Origin of the sequence: Billgrantia aerodenitrificans (assembly GCF_021404405.1) — a bacterium.
GTDB classification, from domain to species: domain Bacteria; phylum Pseudomonadota; class Gammaproteobacteria; order Pseudomonadales; family Halomonadaceae; genus Halomonas; species Halomonas aerodenitrificans.
This window is the reverse complement of sequence record NZ_JABFTV010000010.1, coordinates 96,539-119,764: the sequence shown is the minus strand read 5'-3', so window position 1 is coordinate 119,764 and position 23,226 is coordinate 96,539. Positions and strand designations below refer to the sequence as shown.

The window sequence follows — 23,226 nt, the reverse complement described above, 5'->3', positions numbered from 1 at the left end:
ATGAGGGGGATTTGTTTTTTGCACAAAAAAAGCGCCCTCGTAGAGGGCGCAGGCAAGACCGTGACTAGCAATGAGGGGGAGAAACCATAGCGGGAAACTGGCGGTTCCCCTAATGGCCGTGGTGCCTCATCAACACCACGCATTCAATGTAATCCATTCTCATTATCGATGTCAACACGAATGCGAATGTTTTTTATTTCAGCTCCCGGCGAGATGCAGCCACAAGGGTAGTGTCGCCATGGCGAGCAGCGTCTGGCCGGTGATCAGGGCTGCCATCAGCTCGGCGTCGCCGCCCAACTGACGGGCCAGGATGTAGGCCGAGGTGGCGGTGGGCAGGGCGGCGAAGAGCAGCGCCACGTCGCGGCTCACTGCGTCCAGCCCCAGCAGTAGCGCCAGACCGAACACCAGCGCTGGCATCAGCATCAGCTTGACCAGATTGGATGTCCACACCCCGCGATCCAGGCGCAGCAGCGCCTGAGGACGCAGGGCGACACCAACCGCCACCAGCCCCAGTGGCAAGGCGGCACGGCCTAGCAGCTCCACCGCCGAACCGCTCCAACCGGGCAGGCCGATACCGGAGAGATTGAGCGCGATACCGGCCAGGCAGGCGAGAATCAAGGGGTTGCGCACCAGGGCCGCCAGGCTCTTGCCCAGGCTCGAGGGGCCCAGGGTGCCGGCGGCGATGAAGCTGGCCACGCATAGCACGTTGACCACCGGCACCATCAGCGCCACGGCGACCGCCGCCACCGTGGCGCCGGCCGAGCCATGCAGGGCGGCGGCCCCGGCGACCCCCACGTAGGTATTGAAGCGCAGCGCACCCTGGAACACCGATGTGAAGGCCGCCGGCTCCAGGCCCAGCCGCCGCTGTGTTGCCCACAGCAGCCCGGCGAAGACCAGCATGCCGCCGAGCAGGGCGATGGCCAGGCGCACCACCGGCACCTCACCCACGTTGGCGGTAGCCAGCGTGGCGACCAGCATGGCGGGAAAGAGCAGGAAATAGATGACCTTCTCGAGCTGTACCCAGAAGTCGTCGCTCGGCTGACGCAATCGTCCCAGCGCGGCGCCGAGCAGTATCAGCAGGAACAGAGGGCCCAGCGCATTGGTAACGCCATCCATCTCGATGTCCTTGTCGTTCTCGGGGTTTGAGCTGCCGGAACCGTTAAACCCTGCGACAACGGTACACGCCAGGGCGACCGGCAAATGCTGTTAAGCTTACCCTCTACCGCCGTTTCGTGAAGTGCTGCTTTCGCTGCCATGTCTTCGCCCACCCTGCCTAACGTCGGCAAGTCCCGCTTTCCGGGGCTTCGTCTGCTGATCCTGGCCACGCTGCTGACGCTTTGCGTGGCGCTGTGGTATTTGGCTTCGCATCTGCTGCGTGGCGACGCCGATGTCGACTGGCATCTCGCCACCTTTCCCTGCGAGCTTCAGCGCGGCGAGTGCAGTGCCACCCTGGGCGAAGGGCGCAGGCTGACCCTCGATGTCGATGCGCCCGGGAGCATTCGGGCGCTGGAGCTCCTGCCGCTGAAGGTCCATGTTGATGGCGTCGAGGCGCAGTCGGTCAGGGTCGACTTCGTTGGCAGCGACATGGATATGGGCTTGCATCGTTTCCCCTTGAGCAAGCAGGATAGAGGGCATTTCGAAGGTGTCGGCCAGGTGCCGATCTGTACCGAATCGGTCATGCGCTGGCAGGCCCAGGTGGTGGTGGAGACACCTGAAGGCCGGCTGGGGAGCCGATTCGATTTCACGGTGGAGCGGAGTTTGCCATGAAACGGCAACGTATGTGGATGGCGCTGGGGGTGCTGATCGTCGTGGTGGGCCTGGGGGGGCTGTTCGGTTACCAGCAGTTCCAGGATGACGACGACGGCAGCCCGCGGGGCGGCCCGGTGGAGCTGGCCTCGACCCAGGGCGACTTCTCGCTGACCCAGCTCGAGGACGACCAGCTGGCCGTGCTGTTCTTCGGTTACACCTACTGTCCCGACGTGTGCCCGATGAGCATGGCGGTGATGCGCCAAGTGATGCAGGGGCTGGACGACGAGCAGCGCCGCCGTGTGGTGCCGGTGCTGATCTCGGTGGACCCCGAGCGCGACACCATCGAGCGGCTCACCGAATACGTCGGTTACTTCGGCGACGACTTCATCGGCGCCACCGGCAGCCAGGAGCAGCTCGAAGAGCTGGCCGCGCGCTATGGTGTGGTCTGGCGCCGGGTGGAAACGCCCGAGTCGGCGATGGAGTACACCGTCGATCACAGCTCCTCGCTCTATCTGGTCGATCGCGAGGGCACGATCCGTCAGCGCGTCCTCTACTCGCCGGCGCCGCATGCCCTGCGCTCGGCGCTGGAGCAAGAGCTCGGCGGCTGAGGCCGCCGAGCTCTTACCTCTCACTCTCCTTCAGGACTTGGTCACTCGGGGCTCTGTCCGAGCCGTTCGAGCATGCTCATCAGTGCCTTGACCTGTACGCCTTCCCGGGTGTCGTGCAGCGGGTCGAGCTGCCAGGTGCTCTCGGTGAAGCCCCACCAGTCCCAGCAGCCCTGGGGGTTGGCCAGGCTGGTGGTGGCCTGGGGATAGAGCACCACGCGCTGGTTGGCCTCGGCCCACTCGTTGAGACCACTGTGCTCCACGAAGGCGCGGTCGATCTGCTCCTCGGTCATGCCGCAGCCATGCAGGGCAATCGTCAACTCGCAGCCGCCCGCCTCGCAGCCTTCAGGAATCAGCACATAGCCGGCCTTGCCCAGGCCGCGAGCAGCGAACGGGGCCTGATCGAAGCGCAGTAGCTCACTATCGGTGCCCTGCTGGGGTGGCGTCAGCGTGCCGTGTAGCCAGCTCAGTGCTTCGCCGGCGATGTCTAGATCGCAGGCCAGCATATGGGTTCCCCCGCCGAGACGACACTGCGCCAGCTGGCTCGGTGGGACCTGCTCGTCGGCCTGCACGGGCCAACCGTGGCCGACACCGGGTGAGCGCACGACCCTGAGTTGCTCGTTGGGGCTGGCCAGCCAGCCGGAGAGCTGCTCCGCCAGTGCCGCGCCCAGGGTGGGATCCACCACGCCGTCCTCGTCACCATGCCAGACGAAGGCCCGCAGTTCGGCCAGCGCTTCCGCCTCCCCCACCAGGCCGCGGGCCTGATAGTCCCGCAGGCGCACGTCCAGTGCGGTGAGGCCGGGTGGTCCACGACGCGTGGCCATGCACTGGCCCAGCGCCTGGCCGAGGCCGCCCTGCGCGCAGCTCCAGGGGCCGGCCGCCAGTACGGCCACGCCGGTGAAGCGCTCCGGCCAGGCAACGGCCAACTGGGTGGCCATGTAGCCACCCGAGGAGACACCGATCACGCTGACTCCCTCAGGCTCGATGCCGAGCCGGGGCAGTTCCGGCAGGCGCTCGGCGGCCTGCGCACCGGTCGCCAGCAGCAGGCCGGCGACCAGTAGTGACGAGGCTCTCATGGCGTCGCGTCACTCCATGACGTCGAGCAGCTCGACGCGGAAGATCAGCGTCTCGTTGGGGCCGATGGGGCCCTGGCCCTGGGCGCCGTAGCCCAGCTCCGGAGGAATGAACAGCATCCAGGTGTCGCCCACGCTCATCAGCTGCAGAGCCTCCTGCCAGCCCTCGATCACCTGGTCGACGCGGAAGCTCAGCGGCTGGCCGCGCTCCAGGGAGCTGTCGAACACCGTGCCGTCGACCAGGGTGCCTTCGTAGTGCACTTCCACATGGTGGCTGGGCCCCGGGCTTTCGCCGTCGCCGCTCTCCAGTACCTCGTACTGCAGGCCCGAGTCGGTGGTGGTGACCTCCTCACGCTCGGCGTTCTCGGCCAGGAAGGCCTGACCTTCGGCGAGGTTGCGCTCGGCCAGTTGCTCGGCTTCGGCCTGGCGGGCCGCCAGCGCGTCCTGCTGGAACTGGCTTAGTGTCTCGGCCATCTCATCGGCGCTCATGGCCGTGTCGTTACCCTCGATGATGTCGCGAATGGCAGCGCTGAAGGCGTCGACATCGAGCTCGGGATACTCCTGGGCGATGCTCTGGCCGTAGGCGATGCCGAGGCTGTAGCTGAGACGCTCATCCTCTGTCTCCGGCGCAGCCAGGGCGAAAGGCGCCGCGGCCACCAGGGCAGCCAGGGAGGCGGAAGTCAGCAGTGTCTTCATGCAGAGTCCTATCGAATAGTCTTGGGCGATTGATCGTTGGGCGATTTGTACTGCGCTCCCTTGGGAGCGGTCGGCTCGATAACAGTACTCGGACTCTATCAGGGCGGGGCCGGTTCCGCACATGCATGGTGCATGACGAACCCGGCCTGCGGGTCACACCACCAGAGTGGGGCAGTGGGCGGCTCCCGCCACCCGTTGCGCCACGCTGCCCAGCAGCAGGCTCTTCTCGCCGTTGGTGCCTTGGGCGCCGACCACGATCAGGTCGCACTCACGCTTGCGCGCGAAGCGCACGATGGTGCGCGAAGGCTGGCCACCCTTGACGAAGGCGCGCAGCTTGTCGGGGTCGGCCCCCAGCCCCACCGCCTCGCTCTTGGCCTGCACGGCGATTTCGGTGGCGTACGCCTTTAGCGCATCGTCGGGGATGTCGAGCTTCGCCGGACGCACCATGGAGAGCGAGGCCTCCAGCAGGCTGTGGTGCTTGAACACGCACAGCACGTAGAGCTCGGCGCCGGTCAGCAGGTGCAGGCCCACTGCCTTCTTCAGCGCCTTCAGGGCGCCCTTCGAACCGTCCACCGGTATCAGTATGCGATTGAACATCTCAGCGTCTCCTCAGCATCGGGCCGCTAGCGGAAGGCCATGTCGCGCAGGAACAGGGCGATCTGCGGGAACATGATGATCAGCGCAGCCGACAGGATCAGCATGAAGACGAAGGGCGGCGTGCCGCGTATCACCTCCCAGTAGGGTCGTTTGAAGATCGCAATGGCGGTGAAGATGTCGCAGCCGAAGGGTGGCGTCGCCGAGCCTATCGCCACCTGCAGCGTGATCAGCACGCCCACCAGGACCGGGTCGAGACCGGAGGCGGCGATGGCTGGGGCGAAGATCGGCGTCAGCACCAGGATCACCACGATGGGGTCGACGAACATGCAGGCGATGAAGAAGGCCACGCAGATGGCGATCAGCACGCCGACCGGCCCCGCCTCGTTGATGCCGAACGCCTCGAGCAGGGTCTGCGGGATCTGGGCGAAGGAGATGATCCAGGAAAAGCCGTTGCCCACCGCCACCAGAATGAACACCACCGCGGTGATCAACCCGGTGGACTTGGCGATGGAATACATGTCCGACATCTTCAGTGAGCGGAAGATCACGAATTCGAGCAGCACGGCATAGAGCACGCAGGCCGCGGCGGCCTCGGTGGGGCTGAACACACCACCATAGATGCCGCCCACGATCAGAACCGGGAAGCCCAGCGGCCACAATGAGTCGCGTAGTGCCAAGGCACGCTCTTTCCAGGTGGCCTTGGGCTCGGTGGGAACCTTGTGGATGATGGCGTAGAAAATGCTGTAGACCGAGAACATGGCAAGGATCAGCAGCCCTGGGCCGATGCCGGCGATGAACAGCTCGCGGATGGAAGTGCCCGAGATGACGCCGTAGATGATCATGCCGATGCTCGGCGGTATCAGAAAGGCGATGTCGCTGGAGTTGATGATCAACGCCAGGGTGAAGGGATCCTTGTAGCCAGCCTTGAGCATGCGCGGGCGCAGCGGCGAGCCCACCGCCACCACGGTGGCCTGAGTGGAGCCCGATACGGCGCCGAACAGGGTGCAGGAGGCCGCGGTACTGACGGCCAGGCCGCCCTTGATGTGGCCGACGAAGCTCATGACCAAGCCGATCAGACGGCCGGCCGACTGGCCGCGGGTCATGATGTCGGCGGCGAGGATGAACATCGGCACGGCGATCAGCGCCGTGGGCCGGATGCCGCCCATCATCTGCTGGATGAGGGTTTCCATCTGACCCATGCCGCCGAAGGTCATGTAGAAGCCGACGAAGGCCGCCGTGGCCAGGGGAATCATCATCGGAAACCCCAGCAGCAGCAGCACGATCATGATGGAGAGAATGATGGCTGTCATGGTTATTGTTCCTTGTCGCCCTGCGTCAGACTTCCGTCTCGGTATCCTTGTAGCCGTCGACCACATGGGTCGACAGATAGACGTCGCGTGAAGTGAGGTTCTTGAACGCGGTGAGCAGATACTGGATGCCGGTGATGGCGAAGCCGATGGGTACCCAGAGATAGATCGTCCACACCGGGATGCTTAGCGAGGGCAGCACCCGGCCGCGTCCGTAGAGCGTCTGGATGTAGCCGATGGAGAAGTAGCAGAGCACGAACATCACCAGCGCGGTGAACAGGCAGATGAAGATCATCAGGGTGCGACGGCCGCCGGTGGGCAGAGCGTCGTAGAAGGCGGACATGCGGATATGGCGTCCGTGGCGCGCCGCATAGCCGATGCCGGCGAAGGTGATCATGATGATCAGGATACGGTTGATCTCTTCGGCGAAGTGCAGGCTCTCGCCGAAGGCGAAACGGCTGATCACGTTGGCAACGGTATTGATCGCCATCAGGATCACACCCATGGCCAGGATGATGGCCTCGACGCGGCTGATCCAGGTATCGACGACGCCGAGGGGGCCGGGGAGCGTGGAACGGTAGTTCTTCTCGGCGATGTCTTCTTCACTCATGTCCATGGCGGCAGGCTCCAGGCTCCGCTGCGCGGGATGATGCGCAGAGTCGGGTTGGGTTGAGTCTCGGTCGGGTAGCCGTCCAAACGCCGAGGGGGCAGCCGACCGGCTACCCCCTCGCATGCTTGCACGTCGAATCGCTCGCGGCTTACTCGTCGCCGGTGACGGCTTCGAGGTCTGCCTTGAACTGCTCGAGGAGTTCGCGACCGCGATCGCCGGTCATCTCGATGAAACGTTCCTCGACCCGCGGTGCACGCTCACGGAAGGCCTCGATCTCGTCCTCGTCGAGACGTGTCACGGTGACCTCGTCGGAGGCGGCCTGGATCTTCTCCAGCGATTCGTCGGCCAGGCCGGAGATGTGCTCCATGGTGTGCTCGTAGGCCGCCTCGGCGGCGTCACGCACCAGTTGCTGCTCCTCCTCGGAGAGGCCGTCGAAGAAGTCCTGGTTGGCCATCATCGCGGTGGTGAACCAGCCGTGACCGGTGAAGACCAGGTGCGGGGACACCTCATAGAGACCGCCGGATTCGATCCAGAAGATCGGGTTCTCCTGACCCTGGATGATGCCGGTCTGCAGGCCGCCGTAGACCTCACCCCAGGGCAGCGGGGTCGGCGTGGCGCCGAAGGCACGATAGGTCTCGGAGAGCAGCGGGTTGGTCATGGTGCGGATGTTCTTGCCGCGCAGGTCTTCCGGAGTGCGGATCGGCTCATCCACGGTGATGACCATCTCGCCTTCGGGGTACATCTTGAGCAGCTCCAGGCCCTGTTCGGCATAGAGCTCCGGGAACATCTCGTTGATCGCCACGCTCTCGTCGAAGAACTGCAGAACGGTCTCTTCGTCGGTGGGCAGCAGATAGGGGATGAAGAAGATCTGGGCTTCGGGAATCAGGGCGCCGGTGAAGCCGGGCGACTGGTTGACGAACTGCAGGATGCCGGCCTGGGTCTGCTCCATGATATCGTCGGATTCACCCAGCTCGCCGAAGCGGTAAATCTGGACGGTATTATCGGAGTTTTCCTCGATGTACTCCTTGAAGGCGACGGCGAAAACGTCCTGAACGTCACCTTCGAATTCCTCATGCGCATAGCGCCAGTTGGCGGAATGGGCGGCAGCCGACATGCCGAACAGCAGTGCGCCGATACTGGCAGTGGTCAACAGCTTGGTTGCCTTCATTATTATGTTCTCCTTGCAGGTTTGGCCCGTGAAATAAGCGGCATCGACAGGCATTGGTAGCCACAAAACGCTACACATCTTTTTTCAGGCTAGCGTGCCGCCTACAGAGGGTCAAGCTGGCATTCGAGGGTTTGAACCGCCAAAAGTTGCTCTTTTTTCTGTAATTTCCAGCGACTTGCAAGGGAATTTTCGAGGTTGGGAGTGGCGGCGGACAGGGCCGTCGGCGGCGTCGTGCGCAGGGCCAGATGTTGCAGTCGCAGCAACGTTTCGCGTTCGGCTGCAAGCTCGGCCTGCTGAATGCAGCGGCGCACCTCGGCGGTGCCGGGGTCGTGGGCGGCCTGGGCCTTCAACTGTCGGCGCAGCGTCCGCAGCGGCACCGTCACCTCGTCCTGCCAGCGGCGTATCGCTGACAGTTCGTCGAGCTCTCCGGCAGGCGCCAAGCCGTGACGATGCAGCCAGCAGCGCCACAACAGCTCGCAGACATCGACACCGGCGTCATCCTGCAGCAGCAGGCAGGCCGCCTCCACCCCGGGGCGGGCATAGAAGGAGAGGGCGAAGTCCCACAGCGGGTCGGCGGCAAGCCCGGCCCGCAGAGACGCCATGGTTGCGGTAGAATCGTCGCTCATGTTTCGGATGTCGCCGCCGCTGTCTCTCGATAGTGAGCACCGGGCCGCGACCGTACCCTGTATCGCCAGTTGGAGCCTGCATGATTGCACTGCGCCAGGTTGCCCTGCAACGCGGCACCCAGACCCTGCTCGAGGAAGCCGAACTGACCCTGCACGCCGGCCACAAGGCCGGTATCGTCGGCCCCAACGGTGCCGGCAAGTCCAGCCTGTTCGGGCTGTTGCTGGGCACGCTTGCCCCCGACCGCGGCGAGATCGAGATGAGCGGCGGCCAGCGCATCGCCCACATGGCCCAGGAAGTCGATGCCCTCGACCGGCCCATCGTCGATTACGTGCTCGACGGCGACCACGAGCTGCGCCGGACCGAGGCCGCTCTGGAAGAGGCGCGTCGCCAGGGCGATGCCAACCGCGAAGCCGAGCTGCACGGCCACATCGAGGCGCTGGACGGCTACAGCGCGCCGTCGCGGGCCGCTCAGCTGCTGATCGGGCTGGGCTTCGGCCAGGCCGATCTGAGCCGCCCGCTCTCGGCCTTCTCCGGCGGCTGGCGCATGCGCGCCAACCTGGCGCGCACCCTGTTCATGCCGTCGGATCTGCTGCTGCTCGACGAGCCCACCAACCACCTCGACCTCGACGCCCTGCTGTGGCTCGAGCAGTGGCTGGTGCGCTACCCCGGCACCCTGCTGCTGATCTCCCACGACCGCGACTTTCTCGACGCGGTATGCGACCACATCGTCCATTTCGACCGGCGCCGGCTGGTGCTCTACCGCGGCAACTACTCCACCTTCGAGCGTACCCGCGCCGAGAAGCTGGCGCTGCAGCAGGCCGAGGCGGCCAAGCAGCAGGCCCGGCGCGAGGAGATCGAGCGCTTCGTGGCGCGCTTCAAGGCCAAGGCGAGCAAGGCGCGCCAGGCCCAGAGCCGCATGAAGATGCTCGAACGCATGGGCGACATCGCCGTGGCCCACGCCGACTCGCCGTTCCACTTCACCATTCCCTCATCGGACAAGACCTCGCATCCGCTGCTGGTGCTCGACCAGGCGCGGCTTGGCTACCGCGACGCCGCAGGCGAAGAAAAGCTCCAGCTCGATGAGGTCAAGCTGACCATCCTGCCGGGGCAGCGCATCGGTCTGCTGGGGCCCAACGGGGCCGGCAAGTCGACACTGATCAAGTCGCTGATCGGTGAGTTGCCGCTGTTGGCGGGCAAGCGTATCCCGGGCGAGCATCTCGCCGTGGGTTACTTCGCCCAGCATCAGCTCGAGGGGCTCGACATGGCGGCCACGCCGTTCATGCACGTGCAGCGGCTCTCGCCTACCGCGAGCGACCAGTCGATCCGCACCTTCCTCGGTGGCTTCGGTTTCCAGGGCGACGACGCCTTCGGCGAGGTGGGGCGCTTCTCCGGCGGCGAGAAGGCGCGCCTGGCGTTGGCCCTGGTGGCCTGGCGCAAGCCCAACCTGCTGCTGCTCGACGAGCCCACCAACCACCTTGACCTGGAGATGCGCGAGGCGCTCACCGAGGCGCTGGCCGCTTTCGAGGGCACGGTGATTCTGGTCTCCCACGACCGCCACCTGCTGCGTGCCACCGTCGATGAGTTCTGGCGCGTGGCCGACCATCGCGTCGAGCCCTTCGACGGCGACCTGGAGGACTATCGCGCCTGGCTCAAGGCGCGGTTGGAGGGCGAGCGGCGCGAGGCGCGGGCCGACAAGGCCGAGCGCCAGGCGGAGAGCGCCGCGCCCAAGGAGGACCGCAAGGCGAGCCGCCGCGCCGCCGCCGAGCTGCGCGAGAAGCTACGGCCGCTGAAGAAGGCGCGCGACCGCGCCGAGCAGGCGCTGGAGAAGGCCCAGGCGGAGCTGACTGCGGTGGAGGAGGCGCTGGGTGAGGCTGAGCTCTACACCGACCCGGCGCGCAAGGCCGAGCTCACCGAGCGGCTGGCCCGGCAGGGCGAGCTCAAGTCACGGCTGGAGACGCTGGAAGCCGATTGGTTGGCCGCTGAAGAGGCGCTCGAGGCGATGGAGGCGGAGCTGCTCGAAAGTGGGGCTTGAAATATGGCCTGTCCCCGGATCAGCCGCGGGATACGGCTAGCATGGTGCCTTCAGCTCTCTAGCAGAAACGTTACCGGCCCGTCGTTGATCAGCTCGACCTGCATGTTGGCGGCGAACTCACCGCTCTCGACCCTGGGCCAGGTCGCCTGGGCGCGGTCGAGCAGGTAGTGGAACAGCCGCTCGCCGTCGGCCGGCGGCGCGGCGCTGGAGAAGCTCGGGCGCAGCCCCTTGCGGGTATCGGCGGCCAGAGTGAACTGCGAGACCAGCAGCAACCCGCCTTCGACCTGCTGCAGGTCGAGGTTCATCTTGCCCGCCTCGTCGCTGAACACCCGGTAGCGCAGCAGCTTGTGCAGCAGGCGCTCGGCGGCGGCTTCGTCGTCGCCCTTCTCCACGCCCACCAGGGCCAGCAGGCCATGATCGATGGCGCCCACCGTTCGCTCGTCCACCGTCACGCTGGCGCGTCGCACGCGCTGTATCAGGGCCTTCATGCGGCGAGTTTCCCTTTCTGACTCAAGTTGGTCGAAAGGGTATCACGCCCGGCAGAGGGTGTTACCAGGCGCGGCACAACATGATGTCGCAATGCGGCTCCGCCAGCAGCGCCTCGGTGATGGGGCTCTGACGCCCCAACTGACCGCGGCTGCTCAGCGCCAGCAGGTCGGGCGGCTGGCGCCGCAGTCGGGTGACCAGCACTTCCAGCGGGTCGCCCTGTTCCAACACCAGGTCGACGTCGGGCACGCTGTCGAGCTCGCCCATCAGTTGGTCAGTCTCGCGTTCGAGCTGGCAGCGCAGGCGCTCCACCTCGCGGTCGCGCCAGCGGGCATAGTCACTGTCGGAGCCCATCTCGCGTTCGCCGGGGATGTCCCAGGCGTGCAGCAGGGTCAGGTGGCTCTCGGGGAAGCGCTTGAGCACCTCGCGCAGTGTGTTGCGGCTGGCCAGCGAGAAGTCCACGGGCAGAAGCACCTCCTGCCAGTCGCGGTTGGCCGGCTGGATCACCGATAGTACCGGACAGGGTGCGCTGCGCAGCACGCGAGCCAGGGTGGTGCCGACGATCAGATCGTTCTGCCCGCGCTTGCGGTGAGAGCCGAGCACGATCATGTCCACTTCACGGTCGTGGGCTTCGCGGACGATCTCGGCATAGGTGGCGCCGGCCACGGTCTGCAGCATGACGCTGGGCTCCGGTAGGGCATAGTCCTCGCGGATGTCCGTCATGATGGCCTGCATGTCGTCGACCACGGCGGCCTCGAGATCGTGCAGCACGCGGCGCGGCAGATAGGGGTCGAGAACGTGGATCACGTCAAGGCGTGCGCCGCTCTCGGTGGCCAGGCGAATGGCCCGGGCGAAGGCAGCGCGGTTCTCGGCCGAAAGGTCGCAGGCGAACAGCAGGGTCTGGGTCATGGCGTCTCTCCGATGCGATGAGCCTGGCGAGGCAGACTTCAGCATGGGCGCCACTTGGCGAGGCTGCAAGGCCGTTTCGTTACCACCAGCGATGGAAGTGGTGAACCGGCCCGTGGCCTTGGCCCACCGCGAGCCGCCGGCTCTCGGTCAGCGCCGTCTCGAGCCACCGCTTGGCAGCGGCGATGGCGGCGGGCAGCTCATCGCCCAGGGCGAGGCGGGCGGCGATGGCGGAAGAGAGCGAGCAGCCGGTGCCGTGCAGGTTGGAGGTGGCGATGCGGGTGCCCTCGATCCAACGGCTCTCGCCGGCCTCGATCAGCAGGTCGGGGCAGCTTTCGTCGCGCAGATGGCCCCCCTTGAGCAGCACGGCGCCGGCGCCCAGGCCGGCCAGCGCGGGTGCCATGGCCAGCATCTCGTCGCGGCTGGCCGGCGCCGAACGTCCCAGCAGCACCGCGGCCTCGGGCAGGTTGGGGGTGATCAGGTCGGCCAGCGGCACCAGCACCTCGCGCACCGCGGCGATGCCCACGTCGTCGACCAGGATGTCGCCGCTCTTGGCCACCATCACCGGGTCCAGCACGACCCAGCGGGGGCGCCTGGCCTCGAGTGCGTCGCGGATGGCCTCGGCCACCTCGCGGCTGGCAACCATACCGATCTTCACCGCATCGATGGTCACGTCATCGAGCAGGGTTTCGAGCTGCAGACGAATGAACTCCACCGGTATCGGTTGCACACCCCGCACGCCAAGGGTGTTCTGGGCGGTCAGCGCGGTAATGACGCTGGTACCATAGGCGCCCAGCGCCGAGAAGCTCTTGAGATCGGCCTGAATGCCGGCACCCCCGCTGGGATCGGAGCCGGCGATGGTGAGCGCATTGGGAGCGGGGCGGTGGGTCGTCATGGCGTCCTCTCGCAAACAGAATGGCGGTGTGTAGGGGGCTGGATGCTGAGTCTTTTCGTGGTGGCGTTCGTCAGTGCCACCCTGTTGCCGGGTGGCTCCGAGGTGTGGCTGGCGCGCCAGTGGTGCCTGGGACAGCCGGTGCTGGCGCTGTGGCTGGTGGCCACCTCGGGCAATACCCTGGGCAGTGTGGTCAATGTCTGGATGGGTCGCTATGCGCGCCGTTTCCAGGACCGGCGCTGGTTTCCCGCCTCGCCCCAGGGCCTGGCCCGCGCCGAGGGCTGGTATCACCGCTTCGGCGAGTGGAGCCTGCTGCTCTCCTGGGCACCGGTGATCGGCGACCCGCTCACCGTGCTGGCCGGCATCTTCCGCCTGCCCTGGTGGCGGGCCATCCTGCTGATCACCGTGGCCAAGGGGACGCGCTACGCCGTAGTGCTCTACCTGGCCCAGGCGTGGCTGGCCCCGCTCTGCCAGTAATGTCAGACCAAGCCAGGCTCAAGACCGGGCCAAGCTTACCTCAATACCGAAGGCAGCCAGGTGGCCAGCCCCGGGAACAGAGCCAGCGCCCCCAGCATGCCGAGCTGCATCAGGATGAAGGGCACCACGCCGCGGTAGATCGCGGAGGTGGGCACCGACTCCGGCGTCACTCCACGCAGGTAGAACAGCGCGAAGCCGAACGGTGGCGTCAAAAACGAGGTCTGCAGGTTCACCGCGATCATGATGCCGAGCCAGATCGGGTCGAGGCCCATCATCAGCAGCACCGGGCCGACGATCGGCACCACCACGAAGGTGATCTCGATGAAGTCGAGAATGAAGCCGAGCAGGAAGATCACCAGCATCACCACCAGGGTGGCACCGACCACGCCGCCGGGCAGCGCCTCGAACATCTCCTTGACCAGCTCCTCGCCGCCGTAGGCGCGGAACACCAGCGAGAACAGCGCGGCGCCGATCAGGATCAGGAACACCATGCTGGTGACCTTGGTGGTGGTGAACACCACCTCGCGCAGCATCGGCAGGTTCATCCGGCGGTTGACCAGCGCCAGCAGGAAGGCGCCGGTGGCGCCCACCGCCGAGGCCTCGGTGGGGGTGGCGAAACCGCCCAGGATCGAGCCCAGCACGGCGACGATCAGCAGCACCGGCGGAATCAGCCCCTTGATCAGCAGCGGCAGGATGCTGCCGGTGTGGCCAAGCTCCTGTTTCAGTACGTCCCGGTCTGCGGCCGGAGCACTTTCCGGCTTCAGCCACGCGACGGCCATCATGTAGACGATATAAGCCACTACCAGCAGCAGGCCGGGAATCAGCGCGCCGACGAACAGATCGCCCACCGAGACGGTCTTGGGACTCCACACGCCCATGGCCAACTGGGCGCGCTGGTAGGCGTTGGAGAGCACGTCGCCGAGCAGTACCAGGGCGATGGAGGGCGGGATGATCTGGCCCAGGGTGCCGGTGGCGCAGATGCTGCCGGTGGCAAGCGCCGGCGAGTAGCCGCGCTTGAGCATGGTCGGCAGCGACAGCAGGCCCATGGTGACCACGGTGGCGCCGACGATGCCGGTGGAGGCGGCCAGCAGCATGCCGACCAGGATCACCGAGATGCCCAGGCCGCCGCGCAGGGTGCCGAACAGCAGCGCCATGGCGTCGAGCAGGGTCTCGGCCACGCGGGACTTCTCCAGCAGCACCCCCATCAGCACGAATAGCGGCACCGCCAGCAGGGTCTGGTTGGTCATGATGCCGTAGAGGCGGTTGGGCATCGCACCCATCATGCGCGCCTCGAAGGGCACCGGCACGCCCATCTGCAGCAGCAGGTGGCCGAGGCCGGCGAAGATCAGCGCGGTACCGGCCAGTGCCAGGGCCACCGGATAGCCCAGCATCAGCACGGCGCAGACGGTGAGGAACAGGAACAGCGGCATGAACTCGAGCAGGGCTTCCACGTCAGACTACCTCGTCGTGGTCGGGAGTATTACCCGGCGCCTTGCCGCGCAGGATCAGAATCTGACGCATCACCTGAGCCACGCCCTGCACCAGCAGCAGCGCCATCATCACCAGGATCAGCGTCTTGAGCAGATAGACGCCGGGGATGCCGCCGTCGGGGGAGCGCTCGAGGATCGCCCAACTGCTGCGCACGTAGCCGTAGCTCGACCAGGCGATGAACAGCACCACCGGGAACAGCAGAAACAGCGTGCCGCCGAGGTCGATCCAGGCGCGGCCGCGGGCGGAGAGCTTGCGGTAGAAGATGTCGACCCGCACATGGCCGTCGTGACGCAGGGTCCAGGCGGCCCCCAGCATGAACACCATGGCGTGCATGTACATGACCGATTCCTGCATCACGATGCTATGGATGCTGAAGACGTAGCGCATCACCACGATGGCGAACTGTACGGCCATCATGATGATCACCAGCCAGGCGATGGAGCGGCCCACGACCTCGGTAAAGCCGTCGAGCCATGCGAGCAGGACCGGATCACGGTTCGCGGTAGGCATGGAGGGTCTCGTGTCGAAGCGAATTCAGGGACCGCATCATCGCCGATTCCGCCGCGGGCGTCATCCCTGGTCCTCAACGCCCCGGTCTATAGGATGCGGAACTAGGAGACGCTGAACAAATTGACGAGCGAGATGAAGCGCAAGGCGCACGGAGCACAGGAACCGGAGCATATGGGGTATATGTGAGGATTCCGAGCACCGCGCAACGCAGCGATTCGCTCGCGCAGGCATTTGTGCAGTGTTTCCTTAGAGGGTCTGCTTCTTGTGCAGCGCCTCCAGCACCGCCTGGCAGGATGACGGCAGTGCGACGTCGACGGCGATCGGCAGGTGGTCGGAGAAGAGGTGATCGAGCACGCGCACGTCCCGCGCCTCCAGCGAATCGGAGAGCAGGATGTGGTCCAGCGCGCGGCGCGGCTGCCAGGAGGGGTAGCTGAGCAGCGGACGCACGGGATGCAGCGGCAGCGAGGCGCAGAAGCGCGAATGCGAGTGCAGCTGCTCCGGCGTGCAGTTGAGGTCGCCCATCACCACCACGTGGCGCAGCGGCTGGATGATCTCGCTGAGATAGTCGAACTGACGCATCCGCGCCCGGTGGCTCAGGGCCAGGTGGGCGACGAACAGGTGCAGGGCGTCCGGGCCGTCGCCGTAGCGGGCGTGGATGGCGCCGCGGCCCGGCAGCGTGCCGGGCAGGCGGTGCTCCTCGACCAGCGTCGGGGCGAGCCGCGACAGCAGACCGTTGCTGTGCTGGGCGAAGCGTCCCAGGTTGCGGTTGAGCTGCTGGAAATGGTGGGGAAAGCCGCCCCGGGTGGCCAGGTACTCGACCTGGTTGACGTTGCTCGAGCGAAAGCTGCCGCCGTCGACCTCCTGCAGGCCGACGATGTCGAAGCGGCTCAGCACGCTGCTGACCATGTCGAGCCGCCGCGCCCGATGCGGGTGCGGCAGCAGGTGCTGCCAGCTACGGGTGAGGTAGTGGTGATAGGCCGACGTCTGGATACCGACCTGCATGTTGAAGGTGAGCAGCTTGAGGTGCCCACCTTCGAGGGTCGGGGTCCTGGCCTGGGCCAGGTGCGAGTTCTCGGCAGTCACGGTCAGTCTTCGCGCTCCTGACGCACGCGCTCGATCAAGGCATCGGCCACCTGCGGCATGTTCTCCAGGCTGCCGGCGCTGCTCGGGGTGACCAGATAGCGGCCGTCGATGATCAGCGCCGGAACGCCCATCAGGCGCATGCTGCGCATCCGTGCATGGGCCTGGTTGACCTGCGATTTGACGCCGAAGGAGTCCAGTGCCTTACGAGCCTCTTCCTCACTGACGCCGTATTCGCTGAAGAAGGCGGCAATGCTGTCGGTATCGGTCAGCCGGCGTCCCTCTTGATGAATGGCGTTGAAGATGTCGGCATGGGCCTCTTCGCGGATGCCTAGCTCCTCGGCGGCATAGAACACCGCGGCATGGGTGTTCCATTCGCCGCCCATGGTGGCGGGCAGGTGCTCCACGCTGACGTCGTCACCCAGGGTCTCGTACCACGCCGTCACGCTGCTCTGCAGGTTGTAGCAGTGCGGGCAGCCGTACCAGAACGCTTCGACCACCTCGATCTGATCCTCCTTGACGCGGGTCTCGACGGGCTCGGGCAGGCGCTCGTAGTGCTGTCCTTCGACCACATTGGCCGAGGCGAGCGATGCCAGACCGAGGCCGGCCACGGCAATCACGGCTGACTGAAGAAGGCGGAAAGGCTTGAACATGGATTGAACTCCTTGAGATGCCGCAGGTTAGGGCGGCAATGCCAGCATAGCGAATTTGCTGCTCACTTTGAGGGCTGGAGTCGGTTACGGTTCCCCACGAACCCTCTGCCGCTGCCTACGGAGAAGGCGGCCGAAGCCGCCTTCCGCTGCCGGCTCGGAGCCGGCGCATGCCTGTCGGCAGCGATTCAGTGCAGACCGTAGATGTAGTTGGCCACGGCCTGCATGTCGGCATCGCTCATCTTGGCGGCGATGTCGGCCATCATGTTGTTCGGGTCGTTGGCTCGCTCGCCGCTGGCGAAGTCCTGCAGCGTCGACACGGTGTACGCCGGGAACTGGCCGGAGAGCGCCGGGTAGACGGCAGTGTTGATGCCGGCCCCGGTGGGGCCATGGCAGGCCGCACAGGCGGGGATGCCCTTGGTCATGTCGCCGGCACGGTAGAGCTCCTGGCCGCGCATCAGCGCTTCCTCGTCGGCATCGGCCTGGCCGACGTGGGGGTCCTGCTCGGCATAGAAGGCGGCCACGTCCCAGGCATCCTCGTCGGAGAAGTCGTCGACCTGACCGACCATCTCCGGCACCACGCGGTTGCCATCGCGGATGTCCATGATCTGCTTGGCCGTATAGGTCATGTTCTGACCGGCGAGATGCGGGAAGGAAGAAGCGGAGCTGATGCCGTTCTGACCGTGACAGGCGGCACAGGGCTGTGCCAGCTCACGTCCGGCGGCAGGATCGGCGTCTGCTTCCAGATCGGCGTGGGCGACGCCAACGGCGCCGATGGTAAATGCCAGGCTTGCCAGTAACTTTCTCATCGCTGTTTCACTATGCCGTTATGGGTTGTACCGGTACGCATCCTGGGAGCTGCCCGAGCCTCTCACGAGCCAGGCCGGGTTCACCCTGCCGAAGCGAGCGCCGCGTGCGTCGGTCGCTGCCGGCAAGAGCACGGTGGTACACTAGCGCGCCCAGGTCGCAGACAAAAGACATCGCATTATAACGAAACAAGCCGGCATCGGGAATGCAGGTCAAGAACCCGGCGCTGTTCCCTGATGCCCATGCCGTAGGAAGTCGAGGTCATGTCCCGTTTTAACTACCAGAGCGCGCGTTTCCTGATCAGCGCCCCCACGCTTGCCAAGTGCCCGGTCGATGACGGTGCCGAGGTCGCGTTCGCCGGCCGCTCCAACGCCGGCAAGTCGAGCGCGATCAACACCTTGACCCGGCAGAAGGCGCTGGCGCGCACCTCGCGCACGCCGGGCCGTACCCAGTTGATCAACTTCTTCTCGCTGGGCGACGACATCAGCCGTCGGCTGGTCGATCTGCCCGGCTATGGCTATGCCAAGGTGCCGGAGGCGGTCAAGCTCGAGTGGCAGCGTCACCTGGCCGAGTACCTTGAGGGGCGGCATTCGCTGCGCGGTCTGGTACTGGTGATGGACGTGCGCCATCCGCTGACCGAGTTCGACCAGACCTTGCTGGGCTGGGCCGACGACCAGGACAAGCCGGTGCACATCCTGCTGACCAAGGCCGACAAGCTCAAGTCCGGCGCGGCCAAGAACGCCCTGCAGCAGGTGCGCAGCCGCCTGCGCGAGTGGGAAGACCTGGTAACGGTGCAGCTGTTCTCCTCGCTCAAGCGCGAGGGAGTCGACGAGGCGTGCGCCCGCCTGGACCAGTGGTTGAATGAGCCCACCGGGAATCAGGAATCGGGCAGCTCCGGAGCTTCCTGACCCAGCCGGCGCAGCAGTGCGGGCAGTTCGCGTACGTGGTCGAGGTGATGCACGCCGGGCGGCAGGGGCAAGGTATCCACCTGCGGAGAAATCCACACCGCCTGCATGCCCAGGCGTCTGGCCGGCTCGACGTCCTCACGCCAGGAGTCGCCCACGTGCATGGCGCGGGCCGGCGTCACACCCAGGCGCCCCAGGGCCGCCAGGAAGGGTCGCGGGTCCGGCTTGGGGGCGAACATCTCACCGGCGGCAATGGCCACCGGGAAGTGCCGGCCCAGCGCCAGGCGCTGCACCGCCACGTTGCCGTTGGTGATGCTGGCCAGGCGGTAGTGCCGGCTCAGCCCGGCCAGCAGCGGTTCCACCTCGGGGTGCGGCTCGACCCGATGACGCAGCTCCATGAAGCGCTCCATGGCCGCCTCGGCCCAGAGTCGGGCGGCGGCCGGGTCGAGCCCGAACTCCGCCAGCATCTCGCGCAGGGCTCGCTCGCGCAGCCAGGTGAAGTCGCCGCGGCGCAGCGGGTGGGAGCGCGCCAGGGCGCGGCGGTGCTGTTCGAAGGCTTCCAGCGGGAAGCGCTCGGCGAACGAGGGCGAGCCCTGCTGCCCGCGCATGCTCAGCCAGGCGCCGAGTTCGCGATCGAGCCAGGCGTAGTGGCCGGTCTCGGTGGCGACCATGACGCCGTGGTTGTCCCACAGGGTGTCGTCGAGGTCGAAGGTGATGGCCTGGAGCGGCGCGGTTCGAAGCATGGTGTCAGGTGCCCGGAGAGTCGTCGCGGCGGCGCCGCGCGCGGGGGTGCGCGGCGTCGTAGCTGGCCGCCAGGTGCTGCCAGTCGAGCTTGGTGTAGACCTGGGTGGTGGAGAGGTTGGCGTGTCCCAGCAGCTCCTGCACCGCGCGCAGGTCCTGGCTCGACTCCAGCAGATGGCTGGCGAAGGAGTGGCGCAGCCGGTGCGGATGCAGGTGCTCGGGCAGGCCGCGCTGGCGGGCCACCTCGGCCAGGCGTTTCTGAATCGCCCGATGACCGAGCCGGCTGCCGCCGCGGCCGACGAACAGCGCCGTTTCGCCATCGCCGGTCAGGCTGCCGCGCACGGCTAGCCACGCCTCCAGGGCGCGCCGTGCGCTGCGGCCGACCGGCACCTGACGCGGCTTGCTGCCCTTGCCCATGACCCGAACGCGGCGGCTGGTGACGTCGCCCAGGTCGAGTCCGGCCAGCTCCGCCAGACGCAGGCCGCTGGAGTAGAACAGCTCCAGCATCGCCTGGTCGCGCAGCGCCAGCGGCGAGCCGTCGTGGGGCGTATCGAGCAGTTGGGCAAGTTGGTCGGCATCCAGTGGCTTGGGCAGGTGGGCGCCCTGGCGGGGCGTCGGCACCAGTTCGGCGGGGTTGTGGCCGAGCACGCCGGCGTTCACCAGGAAGGCACCGAAGTGCGACACGGCGGCACGGCGGCGGGCCAGGCTGCGCGGGGCCAGCCCGCGGCTGCGCTCGGCGCCGAGAAAGCGGCGCACCAGGCTCAGGTCCAGGTGCGCGGCGTCATGGATGTCGCGGGTCTCGAGAAATTCCGCCAGCGCTTCGAGGTCGCGGCGGTAGGCGCTCAGCGTGGCCGGACTGGCTTGCTGCGCCAGCCGCTTGAGGCACGCGCCCAGCTGGTGGCGCAGCGCGCTCTCAGCCATGGGCCGGGGGGCTGTCATGCACGCTGGGCGCATGGCGCAGCAGCAGCCGGGCCAGCACGTCGCCCAGGTACTCGGTGAACAGGGTGTCCATGCTGGCGCGGAAATGGTCAGGATCGGGGCTGGCCAGCACCAGGTAGCCCATCGGCTCGCCCAGGGTCAGCCGGGTCAGGGCGCAGGAGCCGGCCTGGCGCGGCGGCTTGGCGTGGGGCAACAGGCGACCCCAGTCGGTGGGGGTGAGTCGGGTGCAGCGGCTGGTGCGTCCGTCGAGCAGCGCGGCCAGGCGTACGCCGGCGTGTTCGTCGAGCACGTGGCGCGGCGGCTGCGGCGGCAGCGGCTCGTGGTTGGTGAGCTGGGCGGGACACCACAGGGCCACGGCGGGGATCTGAAAGCGTTCGGCGATCTGCGTGGCCAGTGCCTGGCCCAGGGCGTCGGCATCCTCGGCATCCAGCAACGCCAGCACCAGCTCGCGGGTGCGGCGGTACTGCACCTCGTTGTGGCGCGCCGACTCCAGCAGCTGCTCCAGCCGCCACTCGGCCTGTTCGGCGCGGCGGCGCAGGTCGTGAACCAGACGCTCCAGCAGCGAGGTGGTGCCGTGGGCCTCCGGATGGGGCACCTTGAGTTGCTGCAGCAGCCCCTCGCGGCCGACGAAGAAGTCCGGATGGCGGGCCAGCCACTCGGCTACCCGGTCCGGATCGAGGGTCTTGCGCGGTTCGGGAACGGCTCGGGTCATGCAGTGACTCCTACGGTTCGGGGTTGGCCCGTCACATCAGGCCAGGGCGATACGCCCTTCGAAGACGCGTTCGGCGGGGCCGGTCATGAGCAGCGGCGTCTCGTCGCCGGCCCATTCGATGCGCAGGTCGCCGCCGCGCAGATGGACCGTGACCGGGCTCTCCAGCAGACCCTGACGGATGCCGCTGGCCACCGCGGCACAGGCGCCGGTGCCGCAGGCCAGGGTCTCGCCGGTACCGCGCTCGAACACCCGCAGACGGATCTCGTGGGGAGACACCACCTGCATGAAGCCGGCGTTGACCCGGCGCGGGAAGCGCGGATGGCGCTCGATCAGCGGGCCGAGGCGTTCGACGGGAGCGCTGTCGACATCGTCGACGCGCAGCACGGCGTGGGGGTTGCCCATGGAAACGGCGCCGATCTCGTAGCGCTCGCCGTCGACCTCGAGCGCATGCAGCGGGCGATCCTCGGCGGCATCGAAGGGCAGGGCCGTGGGCTCGAAGCGCGGGGTGCCCATGTCCACCGTGATCTGGTCGTCGTCATTGACCACTAGCGTCAGCGGCCCGCCGGCGGTCTCCACGTGGATCTCGCGCTTGTGGGTCAGACGCTGATCGAGCACGAAACGGGCGAAGCAGCGAGCGCCGTTGCCGCAGTTCTCCACCTCGCTGCCGTCGGCATTGAAGATCCGATAGCGGAAGTCCATGTCGGGGCTGCGCGGCGGCTCGACCACCAGCAGCTGATCGAAGCCGATGCCGAAGCGGCGGTCGGCGAGCTTGCGGATCTGCTCGTCGCGCAGCCGCGCCCGCTGGGTGATCAGATCGATCACCATGAAGTCGTTGCCGAGGCCATGCATCTTGGTGAAGTGCAATAGCATCAGCGCGCGCCTCCTTCACTCGTCTTGCTCTCATGGGGCAGCAGCGCTTCGCCGGCCCACAGCGACTCGACGCTCTCGCGCTGGCGCACCACGTGATAGCCGTCGCCGTCGACCATGACCTCGGCGGGACGCGGACGGCTGTTGTAGTTCGAGGCCATGACGAAACCGTAGGCGCCGGCGGAGCGCACCGCCAGCAGGTCGCCGGGGCCGATGGCCAGCTCACGCTCCTTGCCGAGGAAGTCGCCGGTTTCGCACACCGGGCCGACTACATCGTAGACGGCGCTTTCGCGCACGTGGCGGGTGTCCACCGGAATGATCGCCTGCCACGCCTGATACAGCGAGGGCCGGATCAGGTCGTTCATGCCGGCATCGACGATGGCGAAGTTCTTGGTCTCGCCGGGCTTGAGGAACTCGACCCGGGTCAGCAGCACGCCGGCATTGGCGGCGATCGAACGGCCCGGCTCGAACAGCAGGGTCAGGTTCTCGCCGTGCTTCCACTGGGCCAGGCGCTCCAGCAGCGAGGCGGCATAGTCGAAGGGCTGGGGCGGCCGCTCGCCGCGGTAGGGCACGCCGAGACCGCCGCCGAGATCGAGGTGCTCCACCTTGATGCCGCGCTCGTGCAGACGCTCGAGCAGCACCAGCAGGCGGTCCAGGGCGTCGAGGAAGGGCGCCAGCTCGGTGAGCTGCGAGCCGATGTGGCAGTCGATGCCGACGACGTTCAGTCCCGGAAGGCGTGCGGCCAGCTCGTATACTTCGAGCGCCTCGTCCACCGCAATGCCGAACTTGTTGTCCTTGAGCCCGGTGGAGATATAGGGGTGAGTGCCGGCGTCGACGTCGGGATTGACCCGCAGCGACACCGGCGCCACCTTGCCCAGCCGCTCGGCCACGGCGGACAGGCGCTCGAGCTCCGCGCGCGACTCGACGTTGAAGCACTTGATGCCCACCTCGAGCGCCCGGGCCATCTCGTGCTCCTGCTTGGCCACGCCGGAGAACACCACCTTGGCCGGGTCGCCACCGGCGGCCAGCACGCGCTCCAGCTCGCCCAGCGAGACGATGTCGAAACCGGCGCCCAGGCGCGCCAGCAGGTTCAGCACCGCCAGGTTGGAGTTGGCCTTGACCGCGTAGCAGATCAGGTGAGGGTGGCTGCCCAGCGCCTCGGTGTAGGCCCGGTAGTGGCGGGTCAGGGTGGCGCGAGAGTAGACGTAGCAAGGCGTGCCGATCTCGTCGGCCACTTGGGTCAGCGGGACCTCCTCGCCGTAGAGTACGCCGTCGCGGTATTCGAAGTGATCCATGTGG

26 protein-coding genes are annotated in these 23,226 nt (G+C 66.9%); 5 read left to right on the top strand and 21 right to left on the bottom strand.

Going from position 1 to position 23,226, the window contains the following annotated elements:
- Positions 1-198: 198 nt before the first annotated feature.
- On the bottom strand, positions 199-1,116 hold the full coding sequence (locus HOP59_RS18240) for an AEC family transporter (RefSeq protein WP_234254856.1): 918 nt from the start codon (positions 1,114-1,116) through the stop codon (positions 199-201).
- Between the two features lie 138 nt (positions 1,117-1,254).
- Between HOP59_RS18240 and HOP59_RS18235 the strand changes: the two genes are divergently transcribed.
- Together HOP59_RS18235 and HOP59_RS18230 are read left to right on the top strand one after the other, a co-directional pair.
- The gene (locus HOP59_RS18235) at positions 1,255-1,767 is read left to right on the top strand and encodes a hypothetical protein (protein WP_234254855.1); all 513 of its coding nucleotides are present in this window, start codon (positions 1,255-1,257) and stop codon (positions 1,765-1,767) included.
- The gene (locus tag HOP59_RS18230; protein WP_026037785.1) at positions 1,764-2,357 is read left to right on the top strand and encodes an SCO family protein; all 594 of its coding nucleotides are present in this window, start codon (positions 1,764-1,766) and stop codon (positions 2,355-2,357) included. Before HOP59_RS18235 ends, HOP59_RS18230 begins: the two co-directional genes overlap by 4 nt.
- A 41-nt stretch (positions 2,358-2,398) precedes the next feature.
- On the opposite strand, the gene HOP59_RS18225 is transcribed toward HOP59_RS18230, so the two are convergent.
- From HOP59_RS18225 to HOP59_RS18195, 7 genes are all read right to left on the bottom strand, one after another.
- Positions 2,399-3,430 (bottom strand): PHB depolymerase family esterase, encoded by a 1,032-nt coding sequence (locus tag HOP59_RS18225; RefSeq protein WP_234254854.1) that lies wholly within the window; start codon positions 3,428-3,430, stop codon positions 2,399-2,401.
- 9 nt (positions 3,431-3,439) lie between these two features.
- A complete protein-coding gene (locus HOP59_RS18220; RefSeq protein ID WP_010625780.1) occupies positions 3,440-4,123 on the bottom strand; it encodes a BamJ family beta-barrel-assembly machinery protein in 684 nt (227 codons plus the stop codon).
- Positions 4,124-4,276: 153 nt separating this feature from the next.
- Complete coding sequence (locus HOP59_RS18215; RefSeq protein WP_010625779.1) at positions 4,277-4,720, bottom strand: universal stress protein; 444 nt, start codon at positions 4,718-4,720, stop codon at positions 4,277-4,279.
- A 26-nt stretch (positions 4,721-4,746) separates the two neighbouring features.
- Positions 4,747-6,030, bottom strand: coding sequence for a TRAP transporter large permease (locus HOP59_RS18210; RefSeq protein WP_010625778.1), 1,284 nt, complete (start codon positions 6,028-6,030; stop codon positions 4,747-4,749).
- A 25-nt stretch (positions 6,031-6,055) separates the two neighbouring features.
- A complete protein-coding gene (locus HOP59_RS18205; RefSeq protein WP_010625777.1) occupies positions 6,056-6,643 on the bottom strand; it encodes a TRAP transporter small permease in 588 nt (195 codons plus the stop codon).
- A gap of 142 nt (positions 6,644-6,785) precedes the next feature.
- Entirely contained in the window at positions 6,786-7,805 is a 1,020-nt protein-coding gene (locus HOP59_RS18200; RefSeq protein ID WP_234254853.1) for a TRAP transporter substrate-binding protein, read from the bottom strand.
- Between the two features lie 101 nt (positions 7,806-7,906).
- On the bottom strand, positions 7,907-8,431 hold the full coding sequence (locus HOP59_RS18195; protein ID WP_234254852.1) for a TIGR02444 family protein: 525 nt from the start codon (positions 8,429-8,431) through the stop codon (positions 7,907-7,909).
- A gap of 80 nt (positions 8,432-8,511) precedes the next feature.
- Between HOP59_RS18195 and HOP59_RS18190 the strand changes: the two genes are divergently transcribed.
- Entirely contained in the window at positions 8,512-10,464 is a 1,953-nt protein-coding gene (locus tag HOP59_RS18190) for an ATP-binding cassette domain-containing protein (protein WP_234254851.1), read from the top strand.
- Positions 10,465-10,514: 50 nt separating this feature from the next.
- Here the strand turns inward: HOP59_RS18190 and dtd are convergent, their stop codons facing one another.
- The 3 genes from dtd to thiD all read right to left on the bottom strand — a co-directional run bounded on the left by dtd (position 10,515) and on the right by thiD (position 12,751).
- Positions 10,515-10,952 (bottom strand): D-aminoacyl-tRNA deacylase, encoded by a 438-nt coding sequence (gene dtd / locus HOP59_RS18185; protein WP_010625772.1) that lies wholly within the window; start codon positions 10,950-10,952, stop codon positions 10,515-10,517.
- Positions 10,953-11,013: 61 nt separating this feature from the next.
- On the bottom strand, positions 11,014-11,859 hold the full coding sequence (locus HOP59_RS18180) for a universal stress protein (RefSeq protein WP_234254850.1): 846 nt from the start codon (positions 11,857-11,859) through the stop codon (positions 11,014-11,016).
- 79 nt (positions 11,860-11,938) lie between these two features.
- The gene (gene thiD, locus HOP59_RS18175; RefSeq protein ID WP_234254849.1) at positions 11,939-12,751 is read right to left on the bottom strand and encodes a bifunctional hydroxymethylpyrimidine kinase/phosphomethylpyrimidine kinase; all 813 of its coding nucleotides are present in this window, start codon (positions 12,749-12,751) and stop codon (positions 11,939-11,941) included.
- Between the two features lie 42 nt (positions 12,752-12,793).
- Between thiD and HOP59_RS18170 the strand changes: the two genes are divergently transcribed.
- Positions 12,794-13,225: a YqaA family protein gene (locus HOP59_RS18170; protein ID WP_234254848.1), complete on the top strand. Its 432-nt coding sequence runs from the start codon at positions 12,794-12,796 to the stop codon at positions 13,223-13,225.
- 35 nt (positions 13,226-13,260) lie between these two features.
- On the opposite strand, the gene HOP59_RS18165 is transcribed toward HOP59_RS18170, so the two are convergent.
- The 5 genes from HOP59_RS18165 to HOP59_RS18145 form a co-directional block, all read right to left on the bottom strand.
- On the bottom strand, positions 13,261-14,667 hold the full coding sequence (locus tag HOP59_RS18165; RefSeq protein WP_234254943.1) for a TRAP transporter large permease: 1,407 nt from the start codon (positions 14,665-14,667) through the stop codon (positions 13,261-13,263).
- A gap of 10 nt (positions 14,668-14,677) precedes the next feature.
- Positions 14,678-15,226 carry a TRAP transporter small permease subunit gene (locus HOP59_RS18160; protein ID WP_234254847.1) on the bottom strand — a complete coding sequence of 183 codons (549 nt, stop codon included), beginning with the start codon at positions 15,224-15,226 and terminating at the stop codon, positions 14,678-14,680.
- A gap of 246 nt (positions 15,227-15,472) precedes the next feature.
- Positions 15,473-16,228: an endonuclease/exonuclease/phosphatase family protein gene (locus tag HOP59_RS18155; RefSeq protein WP_234254940.1), complete on the bottom strand. Its 756-nt coding sequence runs from the start codon at positions 16,226-16,228 to the stop codon at positions 15,473-15,475.
- 83 nt (positions 16,229-16,311) lie between these two features.
- The gene (locus tag HOP59_RS18150) at positions 16,312-16,959 is read right to left on the bottom strand and encodes a thiol:disulfide interchange protein DsbA/DsbL (RefSeq protein WP_010625764.1); all 648 of its coding nucleotides are present in this window, start codon (positions 16,957-16,959) and stop codon (positions 16,312-16,314) included.
- A 185-nt stretch (positions 16,960-17,144) separates the two neighbouring features.
- A complete protein-coding gene (locus HOP59_RS18145; protein WP_010625763.1) occupies positions 17,145-17,765 on the bottom strand; it encodes a c-type cytochrome in 621 nt (206 codons plus the stop codon).
- Between the two features lie 261 nt (positions 17,766-18,026).
- Between HOP59_RS18145 and yihA the strand changes: the two genes are divergently transcribed.
- Positions 18,027-18,671, top strand: a complete 645-nt coding sequence (gene yihA / locus HOP59_RS18140) for a ribosome biogenesis GTP-binding protein YihA/YsxC (RefSeq protein ID WP_010625762.1) — start codon at positions 18,027-18,029, stop codon at positions 18,669-18,671.
- On the opposite strand, the gene HOP59_RS18135 is transcribed toward yihA, so the two are convergent.
- The 5 genes from HOP59_RS18135 to lysA are packed head-to-tail and all read right to left on the bottom strand — an operon-like array spanning position 18,641 to position 23,222.
- Positions 18,641-19,411, bottom strand: a complete 771-nt coding sequence (locus tag HOP59_RS18135) for an HAD family hydrolase (protein ID WP_234254846.1) — start codon at positions 19,409-19,411, stop codon at positions 18,641-18,643. The two genes, yihA and HOP59_RS18135, sit on opposite strands and share 31 nt — an antisense overlap.
- 4 nt (positions 19,412-19,415) lie before the next feature.
- Positions 19,416-20,330, bottom strand: coding sequence for a tyrosine recombinase XerC (locus HOP59_RS18130; protein ID WP_234254938.1), 915 nt, complete (start codon positions 20,328-20,330; stop codon positions 19,416-19,418).
- On the bottom strand, positions 20,323-21,060 hold the full coding sequence (locus tag HOP59_RS18125) for a DUF484 family protein (protein ID WP_234254845.1): 738 nt from the start codon (positions 21,058-21,060) through the stop codon (positions 20,323-20,325). The genes HOP59_RS18130 and HOP59_RS18125 overlap by 8 nt, the downstream gene beginning before the upstream one ends.
- 36 nt (positions 21,061-21,096) lie before the next feature.
- Positions 21,097-21,930 (bottom strand): diaminopimelate epimerase, encoded by an 834-nt coding sequence (dapF, locus tag HOP59_RS18120; RefSeq protein WP_010625759.1) that lies wholly within the window; start codon positions 21,928-21,930, stop codon positions 21,097-21,099.
- Positions 21,930-23,222, bottom strand: a complete 1,293-nt coding sequence (gene lysA / locus HOP59_RS18115) for a diaminopimelate decarboxylase (RefSeq protein WP_234254844.1) — start codon at positions 23,220-23,222, stop codon at positions 21,930-21,932. Before lysA ends, dapF begins: the two co-directional genes overlap by 1 nt.
- Positions 23,223-23,226 lie beyond the last annotated feature (4 nt).